Origin of the sequence: Marinomonas sp. IMCC 4694 (genome assembly GCF_008122525.1) — a bacterium.
Taxonomy (GTDB): Bacteria; Pseudomonadota; Gammaproteobacteria; order Pseudomonadales; family Marinomonadaceae; genus Marinomonas.
This window is the reverse complement of sequence record NZ_VSRV01000001.1, coordinates 584826-605343: the sequence shown is the minus strand read 5'-3', so window position 1 is coordinate 605343 and position 20518 is coordinate 584826. Positions and strand designations below refer to the sequence as shown.

Annotated in this window: 14 protein-coding genes; 7 read left to right on the top strand and 7 right to left on the bottom strand. The window is 46.8% G+C overall.

Going from position 1 to position 20518, the window contains the following annotated elements:
* Positions 1 to 3: 3 nt before the first annotated feature.
* From prpD to FXV75_RS02755, 6 genes are all read left to right on the top strand, one after another.
* A complete protein-coding gene (gene prpD / locus FXV75_RS02780; RefSeq protein WP_148831084.1) occupies positions 4 to 1491 on the top strand; it encodes a 2-methylcitrate dehydratase in 1488 nt (495 codons plus the stop codon).
* A 294-nt stretch (positions 1492 to 1785) separates the two neighbouring features.
* Positions 1786 to 3831: a methyl-accepting chemotaxis protein gene (locus FXV75_RS02775; protein WP_148831083.1), complete on the top strand. Its 2046-nt coding sequence runs from the start codon at positions 1786 to 1788 to the stop codon at positions 3829 to 3831.
* Positions 3832 to 3904: 73 nt separating this feature from the next.
* Positions 3905 to 6016: a GNAT family N-acetyltransferase gene (locus tag FXV75_RS02770; RefSeq protein WP_148831082.1), complete on the top strand. Its 2112-nt coding sequence runs from the start codon at positions 3905 to 3907 to the stop codon at positions 6014 to 6016.
* Positions 6017 to 6321: 305 nt separating this feature from the next.
* Entirely contained in the window at positions 6322 to 7314 is a 993-nt protein-coding gene (locus FXV75_RS02765; protein ID WP_148831081.1) for a TRAP transporter substrate-binding protein, read from the top strand.
* Between the two features lie 183 nt (positions 7315 to 7497).
* Positions 7498 to 8175 (top strand): TRAP transporter small permease, encoded by a 678-nt coding sequence (locus FXV75_RS02760; protein WP_148831080.1) that lies wholly within the window; start codon positions 7498 to 7500, stop codon positions 8173 to 8175.
* A 16-nt stretch (positions 8176 to 8191) separates the two neighbouring features.
* Complete coding sequence (locus tag FXV75_RS02755) at positions 8192 to 9805, top strand: TRAP transporter large permease (RefSeq protein ID WP_148831079.1); 1614 nt, start codon at positions 8192 to 8194, stop codon at positions 9803 to 9805.
* A gap of 59 nt (positions 9806 to 9864) precedes the next feature.
* Here the strand turns inward: FXV75_RS02755 and FXV75_RS02750 are convergent, their stop codons facing one another.
* The 5 genes from FXV75_RS02750 to FXV75_RS02730 form a co-directional block, all read right to left on the bottom strand.
* Complete coding sequence (locus FXV75_RS02750; RefSeq protein WP_148831078.1) at positions 9865 to 10593, bottom strand: SDR family oxidoreductase; 729 nt, start codon at positions 10591 to 10593, stop codon at positions 9865 to 9867.
* A 35-nt stretch (positions 10594 to 10628) separates the two neighbouring features.
* Positions 10629 to 11987, bottom strand: a complete 1359-nt coding sequence (locus tag FXV75_RS02745) for a sigma-54-dependent transcriptional regulator (protein WP_148831077.1) — start codon at positions 11985 to 11987, stop codon at positions 10629 to 10631.
* Between the two features lie 8 nt (positions 11988 to 11995).
* Positions 11996 to 14299 (bottom strand): ATP-binding protein, encoded by a 2304-nt coding sequence (locus FXV75_RS02740; RefSeq protein WP_148831076.1) that lies wholly within the window; start codon positions 14297 to 14299, stop codon positions 11996 to 11998.
* 53 nt (positions 14300 to 14352) lie between these two features.
* Positions 14353 to 15330, bottom strand: coding sequence for an EF-P lysine aminoacylase EpmA (gene epmA / locus FXV75_RS02735; protein WP_148831075.1), 978 nt, complete (start codon positions 15328 to 15330; stop codon positions 14353 to 14355).
* Positions 15331 to 15517: 187 nt separating this feature from the next.
* Complete coding sequence (locus tag FXV75_RS02730; protein ID WP_148831074.1) at positions 15518 to 16207, bottom strand: response regulator transcription factor; 690 nt, start codon at positions 16205 to 16207, stop codon at positions 15518 to 15520.
* On the opposite strand from FXV75_RS02730, the gene FXV75_RS02725 reads away from it, so the two are divergent.
* Positions 16202 to 18133, top strand: a complete 1932-nt coding sequence (locus tag FXV75_RS02725; protein ID WP_148831073.1) for a sensor histidine kinase — start codon at positions 16202 to 16204, stop codon at positions 18131 to 18133. The two genes, FXV75_RS02730 and FXV75_RS02725, sit on opposite strands and share 6 nt — an antisense overlap.
* A gap of 46 nt (positions 18134 to 18179) precedes the next feature.
* On the opposite strand, the gene FXV75_RS02720 is transcribed toward FXV75_RS02725, so the two are convergent.
* Both FXV75_RS02720 and FXV75_RS02715 read right to left on the bottom strand, forming a co-directional pair.
* Positions 18180 to 19178 (bottom strand): TauD/TfdA family dioxygenase, encoded by a 999-nt coding sequence (locus FXV75_RS02720; RefSeq protein ID WP_148831072.1) that lies wholly within the window; start codon positions 19176 to 19178, stop codon positions 18180 to 18182.
* Between the two features lie 200 nt (positions 19179 to 19378).
* Positions 19379 to 20509: a Gfo/Idh/MocA family protein gene (locus FXV75_RS02715; protein ID WP_148831071.1), complete on the bottom strand. Its 1131-nt coding sequence runs from the start codon at positions 20507 to 20509 to the stop codon at positions 19379 to 19381.
* Between the last annotated feature and the right edge of the window lie 9 nt (positions 20510 to 20518).

Genomic DNA, 20518 nt, shown 5'->3' with positions numbered 1-20518 from the left:
TCCATGAGCAACAACGTAGACATAAACAACCGCCCAGATTACGACCAAGTCATTCAGGACATTGCGGATTATGTGATCCACTTTAAAGTCGACAGCCAAGAAGCCCTAGACACCGCCCGTAACTGCCTGATGGACACCCTAGGCTGTGGTTTGTTGGCCTTGCGTTTCCCTGAATGCACCAAGCATTTGGGCCCTATTGTCCAAGGTACTGTTGTACCCAATGGCGCGCGCGTGCCAGGCACTTCGCTGTCGCTCGACCCAGTAAAAGCCGCTTGGGACATCGGTTGTATTATTCGCTGGTTGGATTACAACGACACTTGGCTGGCAGCAGAGTGGGGGCACCCTTCTGATAACTTAGGCGGCATTTTGGCCGTGGCGGATCACCTTTCACAAGTGCGCTTATCCAACGGAGAAAGTCCACTGACCATGCGCGAAGTATTAGATGCCATGGTCATGGCACACGAGATTCAAGGCGTTATCGCTCTGGAGAACTCGTTTAATCGCGTGGGTTTATGTCACGTTTTATTAGTACGCGTCGCTTCCGTGGCGGTGGTGACTAAGATGATGGGGGGGGATCGCGAGCAGATCATGGCGGCGATTTCACAAGCTTGGGTCGATGGCTCAGCCCTTCGCACTTACCGTCATGCACCGAACGCCGGTTCACGTAAGTCTTGGGCCGCGGGCGATGCCACGTCACGCGCGGTACGTTTGGCCGACATGTCGATGCGCGGTGAGATGGGCATTCCTGGCGTATTAACCGCGCCTCAGTGGGGTTTTTACGACGTATCTTTCTCAAAAACCAACAAAGATCAAGCGATCAAACCGGAGGCACAACGTCAGTTTTCGTTCTCTCAAGATTACGGCACCTACGTGATGGAAAACATCCTATTTAAGATTTCTTTCCCAGCAGAATTTCATGCACAAACTGCGGCCGAAGCGGCTGTCACTTTGCATCCACAAGTCAAAGACCGTTTGGCGGACATTGAAAAAATCGTCATTCGTACGCACGAATCAGCGATTCGTATTATTTCTAAATCCGGTCCTTTGGCCAACGCCGCCGACCGCGACCATTGCTTGCAATACATGGCCGCCGTGCCCTTGGCATTTGGTAACCTGATTGCCGAGCATTACGAAGATGATTTCCATGCTCAAAACCCCATCATCGACGCATTGCGCAACAAGATGGACATCGTCGAAGACAAGCGCTTCACGGCTGAATACCTAGAAGCGGATAAGCGATCTATTGCTAACGCGATTCAAGTCTTCTTTAAAGATGGCAGCCATACCGAAGAAGTCGTAGTGGAATACCCCGTAGGCCATCGTCGTCGCCGTGAAGAAGGCATTCCCTTGCTTGAACAGAAATTTAAAAACAACTTGGCGACCCGTTTTCCACATCGTCAGTGCAACCAAATCTTCACTTTATGTAAAGACCAAACGGCATTGGAAAACACGCCCGTTAACCGCTTTATGGACTTGTTCGTTATCGCATAACGATCTGTTGCATTGAGGCGTTTCTGCAAAGCACCCTTTTTAAAGGGTGCTTTTTTATGGGCAACCATCGCCCACGCTTTTAATGGTTCTTTCGTTTTATGGTTCTTTCGTTCCATGGCTCTTTCATTGCCAATCTGAATCAAAATAACAAGATAAAGTCTGAACATTTAAGCCGAAAACCAAAAACAACAGTAAGCAAATTGTAAAAACGCCTTCTTAACGGTATCTTAACTGCACTAAAAAGCCATTTTTGGCGACGACTACCATATTCAACGCCGCAAGGACTCTCGCGCTATGATTTCAGCCTTTAAAAAAACGTCTTTACCCAAACAATTGAGCCTTGGCACCCTCCTAAGCGTTACGGTTGTTTTTATTTTCGTCATTTTCATTATTGAGCGATTATTTAGCAGCCAAATCAACACGATCGTAAGCAGCCACCAACAAAAAGAAGCCTCACTGGTGGCCGAACAACTGGAAGCTCAATACCAGCACATAAATACAACTGCCGACCGTTTGAGCCTACTGCTGGCAAGTCAACTCAAAACCTTAACCATTGATGAAGCCTTAACAACCACTCTCAATAATCGAACTGTGCCTACTGTATTTCTTAACGGCCAAAACGTTCTAAATCAAGGGATTACAGATCAGCCGAATTTTCTAACGAACTTTGCCCAAGCCGCTCACGTCGACGCCAGCTTAATACTCAAAACCTCAGACGGCCTTGTGAGAGCGATCACAAGCATAGAAGATCAAGCTGGCCAAACCGCAGCGGGCAGTTTGGTTACCTTGCCCGACGCAGCGAAAGCACTTCAAAGTAAAGCCCCTCAAGTTGGCCCATCTCAGGTCCAAAACAAGCAATACCTCAGCCATTATGCCAGTGTACCTCATCTGCCAAACGTGCTGATTGAATTGCTCGTGCCTTATGCGGACATCATTGAGTCTTCCGCCAATACCATTAACGGTATGACGTTTGGTAAAAGCGGCTACATTTATGTAACCGATACCGGACGTAATGAAGCCAACTTACTGATTCACCCAAATTTAGTGGGCAAAAATTTATACACAGAATTTCCCGAGCTAACAAACACCTTTAAGAAAATGTACCAAGACAACAGCGGCATCGTGTCTTACGCATTGCAAATACAGGGAAAAGGCGACACAGCACGCTCGTCCAAAGCTGTGTATCAACACGTGAAAGGCTGGAATTGGGTAGTGACATTAAAATCTTACAATGATGAATATCAAGAGGAGATCAGTGGCATTATTTGGGCCATTATGGGGGTCTGTGCGATTGCCGCGGCCTTACTAAGCACGGTGTTATGGGCGTTTATCCGCTCCGCCTTAGCCCCTCTAAAAGACATCTCGCACGCACTAAACCAACTGGGGCAAGGGAATTTATCGTTCCGTTTTAAACACACTAAAGACGCCGACAGTCAAAACGAAATTGACTTATTGCAGAACGACTCAATTCGTATGCGTGACAATTTAATCTCTCTGGTACAGACGATCTTGCAGTCTAGTCAAGAGCTATTGAAGTCAACCGAGGGCATTTCAAGTGCGAATCATGACCTGCGTGTCAGCGCGAATCATAGCCAAGACGCTAGCTCCCAAGTCAGTTCGGCGATTACACAAATAGCGGCGTCCATTCAAGACGTAGCACAGAATTCAAACCAAGTCTCTGAAGAGTCGATCGAAGCGAGGAAGTTAACCGCAGAAGGCAACACCGCTGTGCAACAGGTAGAAAGCACCGTCAGCGCCCTTTCTTCCGCCTTTAGCAAAGCCTCTCAGACCATTCAAAACGTTGAAGTCAGCTCTAAAAACATCGGTGACGTGGTTACCGTCATCAGTAATATTGCCGAACAAACCAACTTACTGGCCCTTAATGCCGCGATAGAAGCCGCACGAGCCGGTGAGCAAGGTCGTGGTTTTGCGGTTGTGGCCGACGAAGTCCGAGTATTGGCCCAACGCACACAACACTCCACAGAAGAAATTCGCGCTGTCGTTGAAACGCTGCAGAACAACAGCCGTTCCGCCGTTAACGACATGGAAAACGGTCGCAATCAGGTAGACAACAGCGTACAACAAGCGAATCACGCCAACAGCCTATTGAATAAGATTTATCAGTCGATACAAAACGTTGAAACCGGCATCAACAACGTTGCCGTCGCCACAGAAGAGCAGAGCGTTGCGTCCACGCAAATTAGCCGTAATGCGGAAGATCTTCAGCACTCTGCGATAACAACACTTGAGCTAGCCGACACGTCACAAGAACACAGCGTGCGGATACGTAAGCTGGCGTCTCAGCTGCAAAGCGACCTAGCTATTTTTACCTTAAAATAACCGACTGACACGCGTAGCATTGGCGCTTCCTTGTGGTCGCAGTATCATAGCGCGACCATAAGGAGATTGATTCATGCCTGACAACCATCGACATTGTTATTTACTCACAGGTTCACCTAGTGAGATTTTGGCGGATTTTCTCTGTCTGAGCCAGCTGTTGGCTTCGCCCCTTGTTGTCGCGCACGATGTGAATCAATACGATGCCAGCCCCTCTTCTTTCTCAACTTGCTCATTCAAGCACATTCGTCAGCATTTAGGCCGCTCTCACGAAGCGATTTTGGTAGACTTAACTCATGGCGTGTCGGCCAGTGCCTTGGCGATTCTGGCGGGTACGGTACGCGGTAACGGAGTGTTCGCCATCGGCTTACCCAAGCATAACTGGCAGAGACTGGCTGATCAGGATTTATCGCGGTATTTGCCGTGGCCTTATAAACCAGAGCAAATCACCTCTTATTTCAAACTGTACCTGTTTGCTCTTTTGCACAAGAACACATCACCTTTTATTCAAATACACTCTCACCAACTGAGAGCCTTACCGGCGTTGGAGACCATAATAGCCAACCCACCTCTGACGCAGGAACAAACCACCGCCCAAGCGTGTTTACTTAGCGGTCAGGCACGGTCTTACGTTCTAATGGCGCCACGGGGTCGAGGCAAATCTACTTTACTCGGTGACACCCTAGCCACGCTCACCAAAGCCGGAAAACGGGTGGCGATCACGGCACCGAATCAAAACGCCATAGCGACTTTAAAACAACGTTTTGCCACGTCATGGGGAGCCACTCAAACCGTGGCCGACTTACCCTTCTTTGCGCCCGATGCTATGTTGTTAGAAAGTCTTAATCAGCAAGAGAACCCCAAATGGGACTATCTGTTTGTCGACGAAGCATCGATGATCCCTTTGCCAATGCTAGAAGCGCTCAGTCAGCTCGCCATTCACAGCGTGTTTAGCACCACAGATTATGGCTACGAAGGCGCCGGAAAAGGCTTTGGCTTACGCTTTTGTCCGTATTTAGAACACAAAAAAGCGCCACCCAGCTCCTCTTTGTCGGCATTAAAACACCTCACCTTAGACACGCCAATTCGATGGGGGGAAAATGACCCACTCGAAAAATGGATTAACGAGACGTTTTTTTTATCCCCTAATCACCCGATTTTTATCGCGCAAGAATCACAAAACGCACCGGCACATTATGCAGCGTTATCAGGAGCAGATTGGCTTAGTCAACCGATGCACCTCGCCAATACTTTTCATTTATTAGTAAGCGCCCACTATCAAACATCACCAGATAACTTGCGCTGGATTTTTGATGATCCCTCGGTGACTACGTACCTTTCCACCCACAACAACGCCCTAAACAGTGTGGCCGTCGTGACCAAAGAAGGCCATTTACCCGACGCATTAAGTCACGCCGTCTTACAAGGCACACGACGCCCCAGAGGCCATTTGGTGCCACAATCCTTACTCGCGCACGAGGGCATAACCAACGCTGGACAATATTGCTATTGGCGCATTAGCCGCATTGCCACCGAGCCAAGCCTGCAACACCAAGGCCTTGCCAGCCAATTGCTTAACCATATTGAAAACAGAGCAGCACTAGAAAACGGTGATTTTTTGTGCGCCAGTTTTGCCGCCACCGTCGATGTGGTGGCTTTTTGGCAAAAAAATGGCTTTACGCCCGTCCGCCTTGGTACAGCAAAAGATCAGGCCAGTGGCCACTATTCTTTCATGATGGTCAAACCTATTTCACAACCTGCCACCCTTTTGGCAAATCAATGGCACCAGCACTTTGTCGAACGTTTTGTCATCAATGTGCTTTTACAATACAAGGATTTGTCCGCAGAACTGATGTTGCTGATGTTGCGCCACTCTCCTCTTTCCGTTGCATCACGCCATGAGCCCTCAGTAATGACGACGCTATCCCCTCAAGATGAGCAAGATATTGCGCTGTTTGTGGATCATCATAGGCCTTTCGACAGCATTCGTCCGGCGATTCTTAACGTGGCCTTATTAATGGCGCAACTAAGCCAGCTGTCCCACAAAAATCCTATTCATCGGCTCTTTTTGTCCGCTGCATTAGGTCGAGACACCGAAGCTGATCGCAAAAAAGCCAACATGTCGGGGAAAAAAGCCATGTTAGCGGCTTTTAAAACCGTGTTGCGCACGCGGCACACACCGCCATAAATCACGCATTCACACCCCATAGAAAAATGGGTGAATAACCACCCATTACAAAATAAATCGTGTGTGTAATCCCCCCAAAAAAAACGTTTTCATAACGAGTAAAAAACACTCGAAAACATTTGGTTATAATATTTTTCTTTTAAAATCATATATTTAATTTAAAAAAACAAAGTTGGCATAGATTGTGTAAACAGTATGACAAGCATCACCTGTTTCGCTCTGCCTGTTTTTGATGTCTGCTCCATAGAATCATCAGGCTAAATATCAGGTACACAATAATAATTCAGTTTTGGAGTCTTATAACAATGAAAAAAATTAGCCTTGCTCTAACGTCTTTAGCTCTTGCCCTTTCTGCAGGTACTGCGGTTGCAAACTGTGATTCTGGTGAGCGTGTTGTAAAATTCAGCCACGTAACTGGCGGAACCACTCACCCTAAAGTCGTTGCTGCAAACAATTTTGCAGAACGTGTAAACACTGAAATGAACGGCAAATTGTGTGTCGAAGTGTTCCCTAACTCTACCTTATTTGGTGATTCTAAAGAGCTTGAAGCCCTACTTTTAGGCGACGTTCAGTTGCTTGCACCGTCTCTTTCTAAGTTTGGTTCTTACACTGACAAATACGGTGTATTTGATCTACCTTTCATCTTTAAAGACATGGACCACGCGATTCGCTTTACCAAAACAGAACAAGGTAAAAAGCTGTTAACTGAAATGGACGATTACGCAGGGTTCGTAGGTTTGGGTTACTGGATGTCTGGCATGAAGTATTTCTCTGCCAACAAAGCGCTAATGGTTCCAAGCGATGCGTCTGGCCTAAAATTCCGCGTGCAAACCTCTGACGTAGCAAAACAAATGATCGCCGCAATGGATGCCTCTCCTCAAGCGATGGCGTTCTCTGAAGTATACGGTGCTTTGCAAACTGGTGTCGTAGACGGCCAAGAAAACACCTGGTCTAACATCTACACGAAAAAATTCTACGAAGTACAAGACAGTACCACAGAAACCAACCACCAATTGTTGGCGTACTTGTTCATGACATCGTCTGAATTTTTGAAGAGCCTTTCAGCGGAAGACCGTGCGCAGTTCACTCAAATTGCTGACGAAGTCACACAGCAAGCGAACTTAGAAGTGAAAGCGGCCGAAGCGGCTAACCGTGCCAACATTCTTAAAGCCGGTGGTAAAATCAATACCCTTACGCCTGCACAGCGCCAAGAATGGGTAGACACCATGAAGCCCGTTTGGAAGCAGTTTGAAAGCTACATTGGTAAAGACCTAATTGACGCCGCTGCCGGTGCTTAATGAATTGTTATCTCGCAGTGAGTTGGCCTTAACAGGCCAGCTCTTGTGTTTTTATTCTGTGCATTCTTTTTAGCCTTTCGCCTTCTCATAGCAACACGAATCAGCGCTTAATCCTAGAATCCACACAATATACCGCAACTCTGCATTTTACTGTGTTCTGGTCCACTTAGTTAGGAGACCCCCATGGCACTTTGGCCGCATCTTTATCTACTTTTTTTTATTATTATTCTTTGGGCATTGGAAAAACGCTTCCCAAAAGTCATGGAGCGGGCCGAAGAAAACCTGTTGATCATCGTTATCTCCTCGATCATGGCGGTATCATTTGGTCAGGTAATCGCTCGTTATGGGTTTAATACTGGCTGGGACGCGGCATTAGAGTTTAATACCGTCGCCTTCTCTTGGTTGATTTTGCTAGGCATGAGTTACGGCATTAAAACCGGTCTGCATTTGGGTGTAGACATCGTCTTAAACGCCGTGCCTAAACGCGTTTCTAAAGGGTTGTCTTTATTTGGCGCTGCAGCCGCCATGATGTACGGCTTAATTCTGCTCGATTCTACGTGGTTAGCCATGCTAGGCGTAGATGTGAGCGGTGGGGCGATTGAGTACTGGCAAAAAATGTACAACATTGGCATAGGGTCAAACGAGTTGCGTTATCCTGAATTTGTTCAGGAAATGTTTGGTTTGCGTCCTCGTGTTCATCGTTGGATCGTGCTGGTTATTCTACCCATCAGTTTGGCGATGCTTTCTTACCGTTCTTTGCAAGCTTTTATCGATATCGCAAGTGGCAAACGTGACATGCTGATCAGTGGTCATGAAGCGCAAGAACTTGTCGCAGAAAACAAAAACGTCTTAAAAGACTAGCCGCGGGAGCGTCATTGTGGAATCAATCATTCTATTTTCATTGGTCATTGTCCTACTGTTTGTGGGTTTACCGGTGGGTATTTCGTTGGGCTTATCGTCCATATTATTTATTACTTTTTTCTCACACGACTCTTTGTCGTCAGTCGCTATTTCTCTGTTTGGGGCTGGTCAACACTATACGCTGTTGGCTATCCCGTTTTTCATCATCGCCTCGTCGTACATGTCGACGGGTGGCGTGGCTAAGCGTTTGATTAACTTTGCGATTGCCAGCGTAGGCCATTTTCGTGGTGGTTTGGCAATGGCATCGGTATTGGCGTGTATGATGTTCGCGGCCTTGTCTGGGTCTTCTCCAGCAACCGTAGTGGCCATCGGTACCATCGCGATTGCCGGTATGACGCAAGTGGGTTACTCAAAAGAATTCGCCGCGGGCATCATTGCTAACGCGGGCACCTTGGGCATCTTGATTCCGCCATCGATCGTGATGGTGGTATACGCCGCATCAGTAGATGTGTCAGTGGGACGCATGTTCTTGGCAGGCGTTATCCCCGGCTTAATGGCGGGGGGTATGTTGATGTTGGCCATCTATGTTGTGGCTCGTATCAAAAATTTACCTGCAGAAGAATGGAAAGGCTTTGGTCATTTGATTCGTGGTGGTAAAGACGCTGGCTGGGGCTTGTTCTTAGTCGTCATCATCATGGGCGGTATTTACGGTGGTGTGTTTACGCCTACGGAAGCCGCGGTTGTTGCAGCCGTTTACTCGATGTTTATTGCCCTATTTGTATACCGCGATATGGGACCACTTAAAGGCAAAACATGGACCAATGACGGCGACGCACCTCACGCTCGTGTGGGCTTCAATGGCATGGTTTATGGCGTGTCTTTCTTCCTAGTGTGGGAGATCATGTCGTTCTTCGTATTTGCCGACAGCGAAACCGTTACTGGTGGTGATCGTGCTTTGTGGGGCGCCATCATGTCAGTGGCATTGGCCATTTTCTATGTGTTTAAACGCTCGAAACACATCGAACAATCGATTGGTTCTTGCTTAGCCGCGGGGACACCGATTTGGGGCCGTAACTTGTCGATGATGGTACGTGGATTCTTCCCCTCTTTGTTTGGCGAAGAATCTCGTAAAGTTATGCTAGAAGGCACAAAAACAACCATCATGTTGATGTTTATCATCGCAAACGCCTTGTTGTTCGCACACACCTTGTCAGCAGAACGCATCCCTCAAATGATCACAGAATGGATGCTGGGCGTCGGTTTTAACTGGTTTACTTTCCTTGTTGCTGTGAACATCTTGTTGCTCATTGGTGGCCAATTCATGGAGCCTTCTGGCCTGTTGGTCATCGTTGCGCCGGTCGTGTTCCCAATCGCAATGGAGCTGGGGGTTGACCCCATTCACCTAGGTATCATCATGGTGGTCAACATGGAAATCGGTATGATCACACCGCCGATTGGTCTGAATCTCTTTGTAACATCCGGTATTACCGGCATGAGCTTGGCCCGTGTGGTTAAAGCCGCTATGCCATTCGTGTTGGTATTGATGGTGTTCTTGGTGATGGTCACTTACATTCCAGCACTGTCTACGGCATTACCGTACAGCATCATGGGTCCAGAAATCGTGCAATAACGGTTTCAGTTTTGCAAAAATTTATACAGTTTAGCGCCCGAAAGGGCGCTTTTTTTGGCTTATAAATCAAAGTTAGTGGGCATGACGACGACATCTCGAATCGTCATACCGCGTGGACGCGTCAGCATAAAAATCAATATCTCGGCAATCTCACTGGCTTCTACCAAGCTACCACTGGCTTTCGCTCCGGCTAATTTTTCTTCGGGCCAATCCGCTAATAACCCAGTCACCACAGGACCTGGCGAAATAGACCCAATGCGCAAACCATCTTTAAACACCTGACGGCGTGTGGTCTGAACAAAGCAATTAATCGCCCATTTCGACGACGCGTACACCGGCTCCCAGGGCGTAGGATAATGAGCGGCTAGCGAACTGGTCACCAAGATATCGCCGGTTTTGCGTGCGGCCATGTGCGGAATCACATCGCGTACGTTTTTCATCACCACGTTCACATTGAGATTCATCATGCGATCAATCGCATCGGGATCTGCATCGACCAAATCCCCGCCCACATACAGCCCAGCATTGGCATGAAAAATGTCAATCACCCCCACCGCCTCTAAAATACGCGGGATCAACTGCTTGCAAGCCTCTGCATCCAGCAGATCAACCACCATAGGAACCGCCGCGTCACCGTGTTTCTCACACACGGCTTGCAACGCGACCTCGTCACGGTCAACAAACACCACTGTGGCGCCTTCGGCGATCATCGCCTCCGCGCTGGCTAAACCAATACCCGAGGCTGAGCCGGTCACTACGGCGACTTTCCCTTTTAAATTATCTGTCATACGTCTTCTCTTTTTGTTGTTGTTGAGTCGGTTCATTATTGCTTATAGATATCTTTGTCTAAGCCGTATTTACGCATTTTGTCGTATAGGGTTTTACGCGGTAGTCCAAGCGCGTCCATGGTGTCTTTAATGGAGCCTTTTTGGCGCAGCAGTTCTTGCTCTAATAGGGTTTTTTCAAAGCGTTCGAGCTGTTCGGGCAGCGTCATGACCCCAGGGTTATTTTCGTTAATAATGATCTGATCAAACTCAAACGAGCCCGCCTCCCCCATTAAGACATAACGCTCGGCCAAGTTACGTAGTTCACGGACATTACCCGGCCAATCGTAGCTCAATAAGCTGTGCATGCGCGCGGCTGATAAAGCTTCGGATTCCCGCTTGTATTGTGCGATCGCCACAAGGCAAAAATGCTGCCACAGCAAGGAAATATCGTCTTTGCGCTCTCGCAGCGGCGGTATGTCTACACGCACTACATTGAGCCGATAGTACAAATCTTCTCGAAAGGTTCCGCCCTCGCTCAGTTGTTTCAAGTCCACCTTGGTAGCGGCTAAAATACGCAAATTCAAATCGATCGCGGTATTCGACCCTAGGCGCTCTAAACGACGCTCTTCCAACACGCGTAATAAACGAATTTGCATCGACATGGGCATGCTTTCGATTTCATCAAGAAACAAGGTTCCGCCGTTGGCGTGTTCTAGTTTACCTATACGCTGGGCTTTGGCGTCGGTAAACGCGCCTTTTTCATGACCAAATAACTCCGACTCCATAATAGAGTCCGGCACAGCGCCACAGTTAATGGCGACAAACGTATGAACACGGCGCGAGCTGTGTTCGTGAATATACCGTGCCACCAGCTCTTTGCCGGTGCCGGTTTCCCCTTGGATCAGGATATCCGCACCGGTGTCCGCCACATGCAATAACGCTTGACGCAAACGATGAATGCCCGGCGTATTGCCAATAATTCGAGGCCCTGGGGCATTTTGTGCGGCCAATTCTAGGCGCAAAAAACGGTTTTCCAGAGTTAAACGACGCTTTTCTGAAGCGCGGCGCACTACTTCCAAAAAGTCTTCATTGGAGAAAGGCTTTTCAATAAAATCATACGCCCCATCACGAATGGCGTTCACTGCCATACTAATATCGCCGTGTCCGGTAATTAGGATGAATGGAATCTCAGCGTCAATTTTTTTGACCTCTTCGAACAACGCCAACCCACTTTTACCCGGTAGATTAATGTCACTGACAATAACACCCGGCCAATCTAACGACAAACGCTCCACCACGCCTTGGGCAGAGACAAACTCAACCACCTGAAAATCTTCCAGTTGGAGCGTCTGAGAGATGGCCATGCGCACGGCTTGCTCATCGTCGATTAATAAAACGTGCTTATTGTCTGGCATTAGCGTTCCTATTTAGCGTCTTTAGCGTCTTTAGCGTCTTTAGCGGGGATGTGATGGTTGAATCGAGGTAGCCTAACACAAAATTCAGCCCCGCCTGAGGGGCGATTGGTGGCGCTGATCTGCCCACCCATGGCGTCAATAATACGCTGACTAATAGACAGCCCCAAACCCAACCCAACACCGGACGATTTAGACGTGAAAAACGGCTCAAATAAATGCTTAACGGCTTCGTCACTGAGCCCATTCCCTGAGTCATGAATGGAAATCACCACCTGATCATTGACCAAACGCTGCTCTACGCTAACACGACGCACGTTATTGGGGGCTTCCAAGATCGCATCGGCTGCATTGGCCAGTAAATTTACCAACACCTGCTCTAAAAACACCATGTCGCCATTAACAATAAAACCGCTGTCTTCGTCCACCACCAGTTCAATCGCCACTTCTTTATAACGCGGGCTCATGATTTTGAGTGCACCAACGATGGCCGTTTGCACCGCAATAGGCCCTTGATGAACATCGCCTTTGCGGGCAAATACTTTAAAGCGGGCAATAATGTCACCCATGTGTTGCCCCAATTGACTAATGTGCCGTAAGTTAGCATGAGCTTGCTCATGCTGACCGCGATCTAAAAACGTCAGACCGTTACCGGCAAAAGCGCGTATCGCTGTGAGTGGCTGGTTCAGCTCGTGGTTAAGGCCGGCGCTCAGCTGCCCCAACACGGCCAATTTTGCTGTTTGTATGAGTTCGCGTTGCGTGCCTTTGTGCTCTTCAATTTCATGGCGAAGGCGGGTATTGGCCCCTTCTAACTCAACCGTTCGCTCTTTGACTCGCGCCTCTAATTCAATCCGTGCTTGCGTAATATCTTGCTCGTAACGTTTGCGTTCGGTCATATCATGAAACGTCACCAAATAACTCAATCGATTGGGCAACTGCATTTTGCACAAGGTCATCTCGACTGGTACCGCCACCTGATCGGAATAGCTTAACTGACCTTCTCGGGTCAGTACTTTTATTCCTAAATCACTGGAAGCGTTTAGAAAATCCTCCTGAATGGGCAAGGTTAACGCGCCCTGCTCACTGGAGGTAAACAGCACACTCAAGGGAAAACCGACCAAAGGCGCTAGGGGCTTACCCACCAGTTTTTCCACCGCAGGGTTAAAAGATTCGATTTTATGATGCTCGTCTAGCGTCACGAGACCGGCCTGCGTATTCTGGATCACCTCGCGAATGTATGCCTGATTATGACGTGTCATTTCATTCGCATCGGATCGCTCGCGCAACATACGACGACGCAATACCGCCAAACCAAACAACAAGGTCGTGATGGTAACGCCCCCCGCAAAAATGGTTCGCCATAAGGAGATTTGTTCATTAATGGTTTTGAGGGGCGCTAAGATAGAAATCTGGAAGTTCAGCAATCGAATGGGTCTACTCATGCGCAAAAAAGACAAGCGCTGAATGTCATCCACCCCATTGATCAGCGAACTTTCCAAAACGTCCACCACTTGAGACTTCTCGTCAAACGGCTTTTGGTACACCACCGCCAACTTCTCAATCGACTTACCATAATAGCGCTGAGAATCGGCAATTCGTTGCAATTCTGTATGGGACAACTCACCAAAAATTCGATACAGCCAATTCGGGCGCGAACTACTAAACACAATGCCGTCGGGGTCGAGCAACAAAAATTCATAATTTTGATTCGCAAAGCGCTTTTCAAATTGGGTTAAATCCACCTTAACAACCGCCACACCAATCACCACATCCCCCTCGTACACAGGGTAAGAAAAGTAATAACCACGACGATTCGACGTCGTACCCAAAGCGTAATATCGCCCTGGCTTACCCTTAATCGCGTCTTGAAAATACGGTCGAAACGCAAAGTTACGCCCGACGAAACTGGCGTTTTCACGATAATTTGACGCGGCAATCGTCAAACCTTCAATGTTTAAAATATAGCTGTCTGACGCTTCCGTAATGCGGTTAATCTGTTCCAGCTCACGATTTAATTGGTTAACATCCGGTTCAAAACCGTCCCGCAGTGCTTTCCTAACCCTATCATTAGAGGCCAACAAAGTCGGCATATGCTGATATTTTGCGATGGCGCTCTCCAACACACTCGCCAACTGATTTAATTGCTCAAAAGAATCGACTCGCAGCGTTTTAATTTGTTGATTTTTTAGGGCTTCACCACCCTTCCAAATACACAAAAAAGTCACAAAAAAAATCACTGCATACAGCCAGGCAAGGTGTTTTTTAAACCTCGGCCATACTTTTTTCCAGCCCTGTTTATCGTTAATGGTTTTCATTACTGGCGCCTTATTGTTCTCTAAACCTGACATTCCCAATACAGGGCCATACATTACGCTCGATCATGGGCAAAAGGTAACACCTCACTAATGTGTGACTTATGACACAATAACATCAACAACCGATCAACCCCCAACGCCACGCCAGCGCAAGCCAGCAGGCCGCTTTCTAATGCGGTAATTAGCCGACCATCGCATTGTCGTTCTGCCAACGCCATGCGCTGTCGAGCGGCGGTATCTTCTGCAAAGCGTCGCGCCTGCTCTTTCGCATCGGTCAACTCATGGTAACCATTCGCCAGCTCCATTCCTTGCCAATACAGCTCAAAGCGAGCGGCGACTAATAGCCCATTGCTATCAAGCTGCGTCTTCGCCAGAGCGGCTTGTGAGGCTGGGTAGCTGTGGATAAAACAAGGGGAAACTTGACCAATGGCGTTTTCAACCACACTGGAAAACAGCAGTTCGAGCAGGGTATCTCGGTCGTTTTCTTGCAAACCATATTCAGTATGCTGATGAGCGGCCTGTTGCAACTGCAAGCGCGTCGCAGTGAAAGGATCCAAACCGACATGACGCACAAACGCAGCTTGGTAACTGAGACGCTCGCACACAAGGGCGTTGTCGTTTAGGACAACCGACAGCAAGCACTGAATCTCATCCATCAACTGCCAATGATCCAATCCCACTCGATACCATTCCAGCATAGTAAATTCAATACTATGCCGACGACCCATTTCCTCTGCCCGAAAGACCTTACCCAATTGATAAATTGAGCCGCTACCGGCACACAGCAAACGTTTCATCGCAAATTCTGGGGACGTTTGTAGGTAATACGTCAGATCTTGGCCTTGAGAGCGAGTGTGAGTGCTAAGCACTTCGATATGAGGATCGGTAATACTGCCCAGAGACAAACACGGCGTGTCTACTTCCATCACCTCACGGGCATCAAAAAATGTTCGAATCTGCTTAAACAGCCGCGCACGCTGTTGCAGAACAAAAAGAGAAGCACTGGGTTGCCATAAAGACGCGTCGTACATGATAAGTACTCAAAAAATAAAGCACATCATAACAAATATGAAAGAATCCGGTTACTGGTTCCCAACTCGCGTGGGAAGCAGTAACCGGATTGAGCGACTATCAACTCACCGTTACAAAGAGAAGCGGTTAATCGATGCCTGTCGTTTATTCAGCACGTTGGAGGCGTAAAAATATAGACCTAGAGTGTCATATCTGCCAGCTGTATCCGCGGCGATGGTAAGTTTTAACAGGTAGGGAAGAAGTTGATTCATCCTGCACTTTTTTGCGTATGCGATAAAGAGCAGAATCAAGACGCCTAAAATCAAAATTCACAGGGTCTTCACCTAACTCGGCAAGCAGTTTGTTTCTATCAACCATGGCTGGGGATGCGTTTATTAAAACATCAATTAACGACGCTTCTCTCATCGTCAATATCACATGTTCACCCAGCGGAGTCGTTAATGTGCTTCCTTTTAACGTCCAATTCAGAGGATGCAACAGCCTGCTGTCTGTTTCTACATCGCGTTTTCGCGCATAGTTATTTATATAAGCCAAAAGTTCATCAAAATTAACCGGTTTAGCAAAGTAATGGTCTACTCCTTGCTGTAAACCGGAAATACGTTCAGATACATCCCCAAGCGCAGAGATAATAATTAACATCCCTACGTGCTTTTGCTTGATTAGCGGTAAAAAAGAAAGCGTATCGCCTTCGGGCAGTAATCGGTCGAGCAGCAAAATATCATAGGTATTACGTTCAAGGTGTTGCAATAAAGAAATGAGTCGATCGCAGTGCTCAACGCGATGGCCTTTTTTGCCTAAAAAATAGATAATTTCATCGGCTAGGTCTTGGTTGTCTTCTAACAACAAAATATTCACGGTGGGGTTGTACGCTTGCAATTATTTTATTTCCTTTATGGCAACGCCAATGCAGCAAGGTGGCTAAGCAATGCGTTTGTGCTGGTGTGTATTTTGCTGTTCAATTCATTGGCATACGCTAGTGAAAACACCTGCAAATTAGTTTATCCGATCGTTCAAGATTTGCAAGTTTTTGAGGACAGCTCTGCAAAACTTCGTTTTGAAGACCTCCAAAGCCAGATTTTAAGGCCACTGAGCGACACTTCGTTTGGCTTATCTAAAAGCAACTTTTGGGTAAAAGCGATCGTCACCGTGCCACCCAACTGCTCAGACACCACCACTTGGTTCTTACAGATTACACCGCCCTACACAGACATTATCGATGTTTACTTGACTGAAAATAATAAAATCTCATCTCAATTTTCATTAGGGGATACTCAAAATCAAACCGATAGAAGGCGTCTTCCCTTGGTGCCATTAAAGCAAGGTCAACAGCAAGATGGGGGATTTGAGCAGACCGTCTGGGTAAAGCTGTCAGGGCAGAATGGATTAGCCATAAAAATGACTTTAATTACTGATGATATTCTTGAAGCTCAGGAACGAAAAGCATGGATCATTTTCATTTTTACCTTGGCGTTATCTTTTATTTTAATATTAATGTCTCTCACTAATTTTGTTTTCTTTAAAGACATTGGGTATATCTATTTCTCATTATTAACGATAGGAACGCTTAACCCAGGCATATTAATTTATGGCTTTAGTAACATTATATTTCCTATCGGAGCTGGAGATAAAATATCAACAATATCACAAACATCAAATGCTTTGATGATATTTTTATTAGCTCAAAGTACATTAAAATTAAAAAAACATCTACCCAAAATAAATAGAATATATTCTCTATATTTTTACACGCTATTACTCTGGACCATTCTTACGGTTGTAATAGGGGAAATATATTTATCTTTAAGAATCGTGCATTTATCATCGTCAATTTTATTAGGTTCTTTGTTGGTTTTTTCTATTTTTCTTTGGAAAAAAGAGTCCTTTTCAAAACTCTTTTTTATTATTTATCTTTCTATATTCCTTAGTTATACGATACAAATATTAGGACTTCATGGCATCATTAATAAAAATGGATTTACTGATAACGCTCCTGGCATTACGTTATTAATTGATGTGGTTTTTTTGTTTTTAGCTATTAATTATGGACAAACAAAAGAAAGAGAAAAAAATGCGCTCACAGCCAGCTTAGCCGAGAAAAACAGAGTGGAAGTAGAGCAAAAACGGCTTTTTGTCAATTTGCTTTCCCATGAAATCCGCACACCGCTGGCGATTATGTCGGCAGCGAATCGCAATCTGTTTGAAGAAAAAAGCAGCTTATCTGATTTTTTACAAAAAAGCTTATCAAAACAAAAAGTCGCCATTGATAAAATAAGCGACGTTCTTGATCTTTGTTTGACACAAGAGCGTATGAAACAATTTAACTCTTCTCATTTGGTTCGTTTAGAAGAGGTGTGGGTATTACTCACTCAACATATTGATGAATTAACCCCATCAACATCACAAACTATAACGTGTTTATACGACACAAAAACGTCCAAGCCGGTGGAGTATATTAACCTCTACCAAGAAGGATTTTTAATGGCTTTCGATCTTATTCTGAGCAATGCCATAAAATACTCACCTGAAAACAGCACTATTGTTATTAACATGGTGGTTAATAAAACGCAGGTCAACATCAGCATTACGGACCAAGGAATAGGGTTTAATGAGGAATTATTAACACCCAAAGCCTTTAAACGGGGCGAAAATACAACCGGAACCAGCGGGCTGGGGCTGGGCTTAGTGATTGCAAAAGAAATTATCGCAACAATGAACAGCCAGCTCCTTTTAGAAAACGCTTATGAGTCCGGCAAAGTAACAGGGGCCAAAGTCAGTATCGTGTTGCCCAAATCCATGTCATAAAGGCGTGCCTGTGCAAAGCATAGACACGCGCTTTAGCTTGTTTTGGTTAACCAAGACCATGGGGTGATTTATACGAGATAGACGCCAATATGCGGCGATCCCCTTCGAAGGGTTGGCGGGCGTGTAGAACGGTGTGGTTATTAAGCCAGAGCACATCCCCATGTTGCCACTTAAAATTAACGCAGAGTGCGTCCATAGCGACAACAAGCTGGTTGAGTACGGCTTCGTCCATGGGCTTTCCATCCGCCGTCGAGACCGCTTTTTTGCCTTCGTTACGGGCATCGTTCCAGCCAGTAAAGACCGCAACAATGGAGTTAAAGAAAACTTTTTGCTGGGTTTCGTCATCGAAGCGAATGCCCGGCAGCACTTGAGTTTCTGTGCGAACATCACCGTTCTCTAACCATTCCCATGTCATCCCGGCTTCGCGCATTTTGGCCTCAGCGTCTTGCCGCGAATTGACTTGAAACGTGTCTTTCCAAGAGCGACCAATCGCCGACGAATTGTCGGTCATTTCTGGCATCACTCGGATATAGCGAACGCCTTGCTCTTCAACTTTTTTCGCAAAATCCGGAGCCAATGCAAAAAATTGTTTACAAATTTCCCCCGAGTGCAAAATTGATGTCGCGCCACCAGTGGTGGCTGCCGTTTCACAGTAGAAAAAAATGTAGCCCGGCGGAGTAGGCACTTGAGCCATTTCGTGATGAAACGGGATGGTTTCAGACGCCGGAGATTCATTGGCCGTCACAATTCGAGACGCGGTGACTTGAGCGCGAGGCGCGGCGCCACCCACATACGGCATATTTTGGTAATCCGTTTGATCTAGCATTTGCTCAAATTCAATGGAGTTTTCCACCGGAAAATCGCGAAACAACACGGCCCCATGCTTAATCAGTAAAGCGTGCAAATCGGCTTTGTTCTCATTTACCCACTCTAAAAACGTCGCTTTATGCTGTTTTACCTCGGTATTGTGAGGCGTGACCAGCAGCGGAAAATCCAATCCATTGACTTGTTTTTGTTCTGTTAGTTTGGATATCACCACACTCATTGTTTGCTCCTTTTTCAGTCATCGTGTTGCAAAATAATTGGCTATTCACATAGATCAAACGTGCATAGAGGGTGATTCACTCTAAACACGCCTCATTAAAAAGTAAATCAATAGTGAATGAATTTTGCTTATAAAAACCCTAACTCTTGATTAATGACTGATTTATATAAAGTTTTAGTGCACGGTTATTTCACAACAGGCTAGGAGCGTTCAAAAGAAAAGCCCGATTCGGTTAGGGTAACAGCCTGTCCTGTTTGCGCAGAATGCTGCGCCGCTAGACCGATCACGACCGCTCGAAGGCCGTCGTCAATGGTCACGTCTACCGGTGCCTGCTGGGTAATCGCTTTAAAAAAACCAAGATGCTGGTAATACGTTGAGCCGTTATGATCGCCCGCGCCTAACAAGGTCTCATCGACAGGAATGTTAGCCTCAATAGGCCCTTTGGGCAAACGCGGACTAAGAACCACTTTTGGAATCGGTGCCGCACCCAGCGTCTCTGTCGGCCAAAATCGCCCAGGACCCGGGACAAAACATTCCAATTTGGCTTTGGGGCCAATGGCGCACAGCTCTTCTTGATAGCGCGACCCTTCTGCGAACATATTCAAATCAAGGCTGGCGCGCTGGCCTCCTTCAAAATCCACCACCACGTACGCATTGTCGATAATGTCTGGCATGGTGCCGTCGTACGTTTCATCTAAATGGTTACAATCTTGTCCGGTAGAGGCGTAAACCCGTTTGACTTCGCTTTGCGTGAGCAAACGCATCAGATCAAAGAAATGACAGCATTTCTCTACTAGGGTACCGCCGGTTTTGTGGTTAAAACGGTTCCAGTCGTCGACTTTTTCAAGAAAAGGGAAACGATGTTCACGAATCGCCAACATGGACAAAGGACCAATATCACCGTCTAACAGCTGCTTGCGAAATTGGACGACGGGCGGCATATAGCGGTACTCCATGGCGACCCATACTGGGGACGGATGATTGGCCGCGGCGGCTCGAATTTGAGCAACTTGATCCAAGCGACTCACCACCGGTTTTTCAACCAAAATAGGCAAGGCCGTTTGCTCAAACAAGGCCAACAGCTGATCGGCATGCTGGTAATTTGGCGTTGCAATCACCAAGGCCTCAAGACCCATATCCGCCGCAAGCATGGCGTCTAGCGTGTCAAAAAAACGCGCATTAGGAACCAACGCGGCACAACGTTGCTGCATGTCTTTGTTGGGTTCCGTGATCGCCACCACGTTCGCCCCCTCGATCAGCGCCAAATTTCTTAGATGTTCCTGACCCATCATTCCGCAGCCTAACATGCCATAACGCACTGAATGACCCATAACGGTTAC

Coding starts and splice junctions, on each gene's coding strand:
- prpD (WP_148831084.1), top strand. CDS start 4: ATGAGCAACAACGTAGACATAAACAACCGCCCAGATTACGACCAAGTC.
- FXV75_RS02775 (WP_148831083.1), top strand. CDS start 1,786: ATGATTTCAGCCTTTAAAAAAACGTCTTTACCCAAACAATTGAGCCTT.
- FXV75_RS02770 (WP_148831082.1), top strand. CDS start 3,905: ATGCCTGACAACCATCGACATTGTTATTTACTCACAGGTTCACCTAGT.
- FXV75_RS02765 (WP_148831081.1), top strand. CDS start 6,322: ATGAAAAAAATTAGCCTTGCTCTAACGTCTTTAGCTCTTGCCCTTTCT.
- FXV75_RS02760 (WP_148831080.1), top strand. CDS start 7,498: ATGGCACTTTGGCCGCATCTTTATCTACTTTTTTTTATTATTATTCTT.
- FXV75_RS02750 (WP_148831078.1), bottom strand. CDS start 10,593: ATGACAGATAATTTAAAAGGGAAAGTCGCCGTAGTGACCGGCTCAGCC.
- FXV75_RS02745 (WP_148831077.1), bottom strand. CDS start 11,987: ATGCCAGACAATAAGCACGTTTTATTAATCGACGATGAGCAAGCCGTG.
- FXV75_RS02740 (WP_148831076.1), bottom strand. CDS start 14,299: ATGAAAACCATTAACGATAAACAGGGCTGGAAAAAAGTATGGCCGAGG.
- epmA (WP_148831075.1), bottom strand. CDS start 15,330: ATGTACGACGCGTCTTTATGGCAACCCAGTGCTTCTCTTTTTGTTCTG.
- FXV75_RS02720 (WP_148831072.1), bottom strand. CDS start 19,178: ATGAGTGTGGTGATATCCAAACTAACAGAACAAAAACAAGTCAATGGA.
- FXV75_RS02715 (WP_148831071.1), bottom strand. CDS start 20,509: ATGGGTCATTCAGTGCGTTATGGCATGTTAGGCTGCGGAATGATGGGT.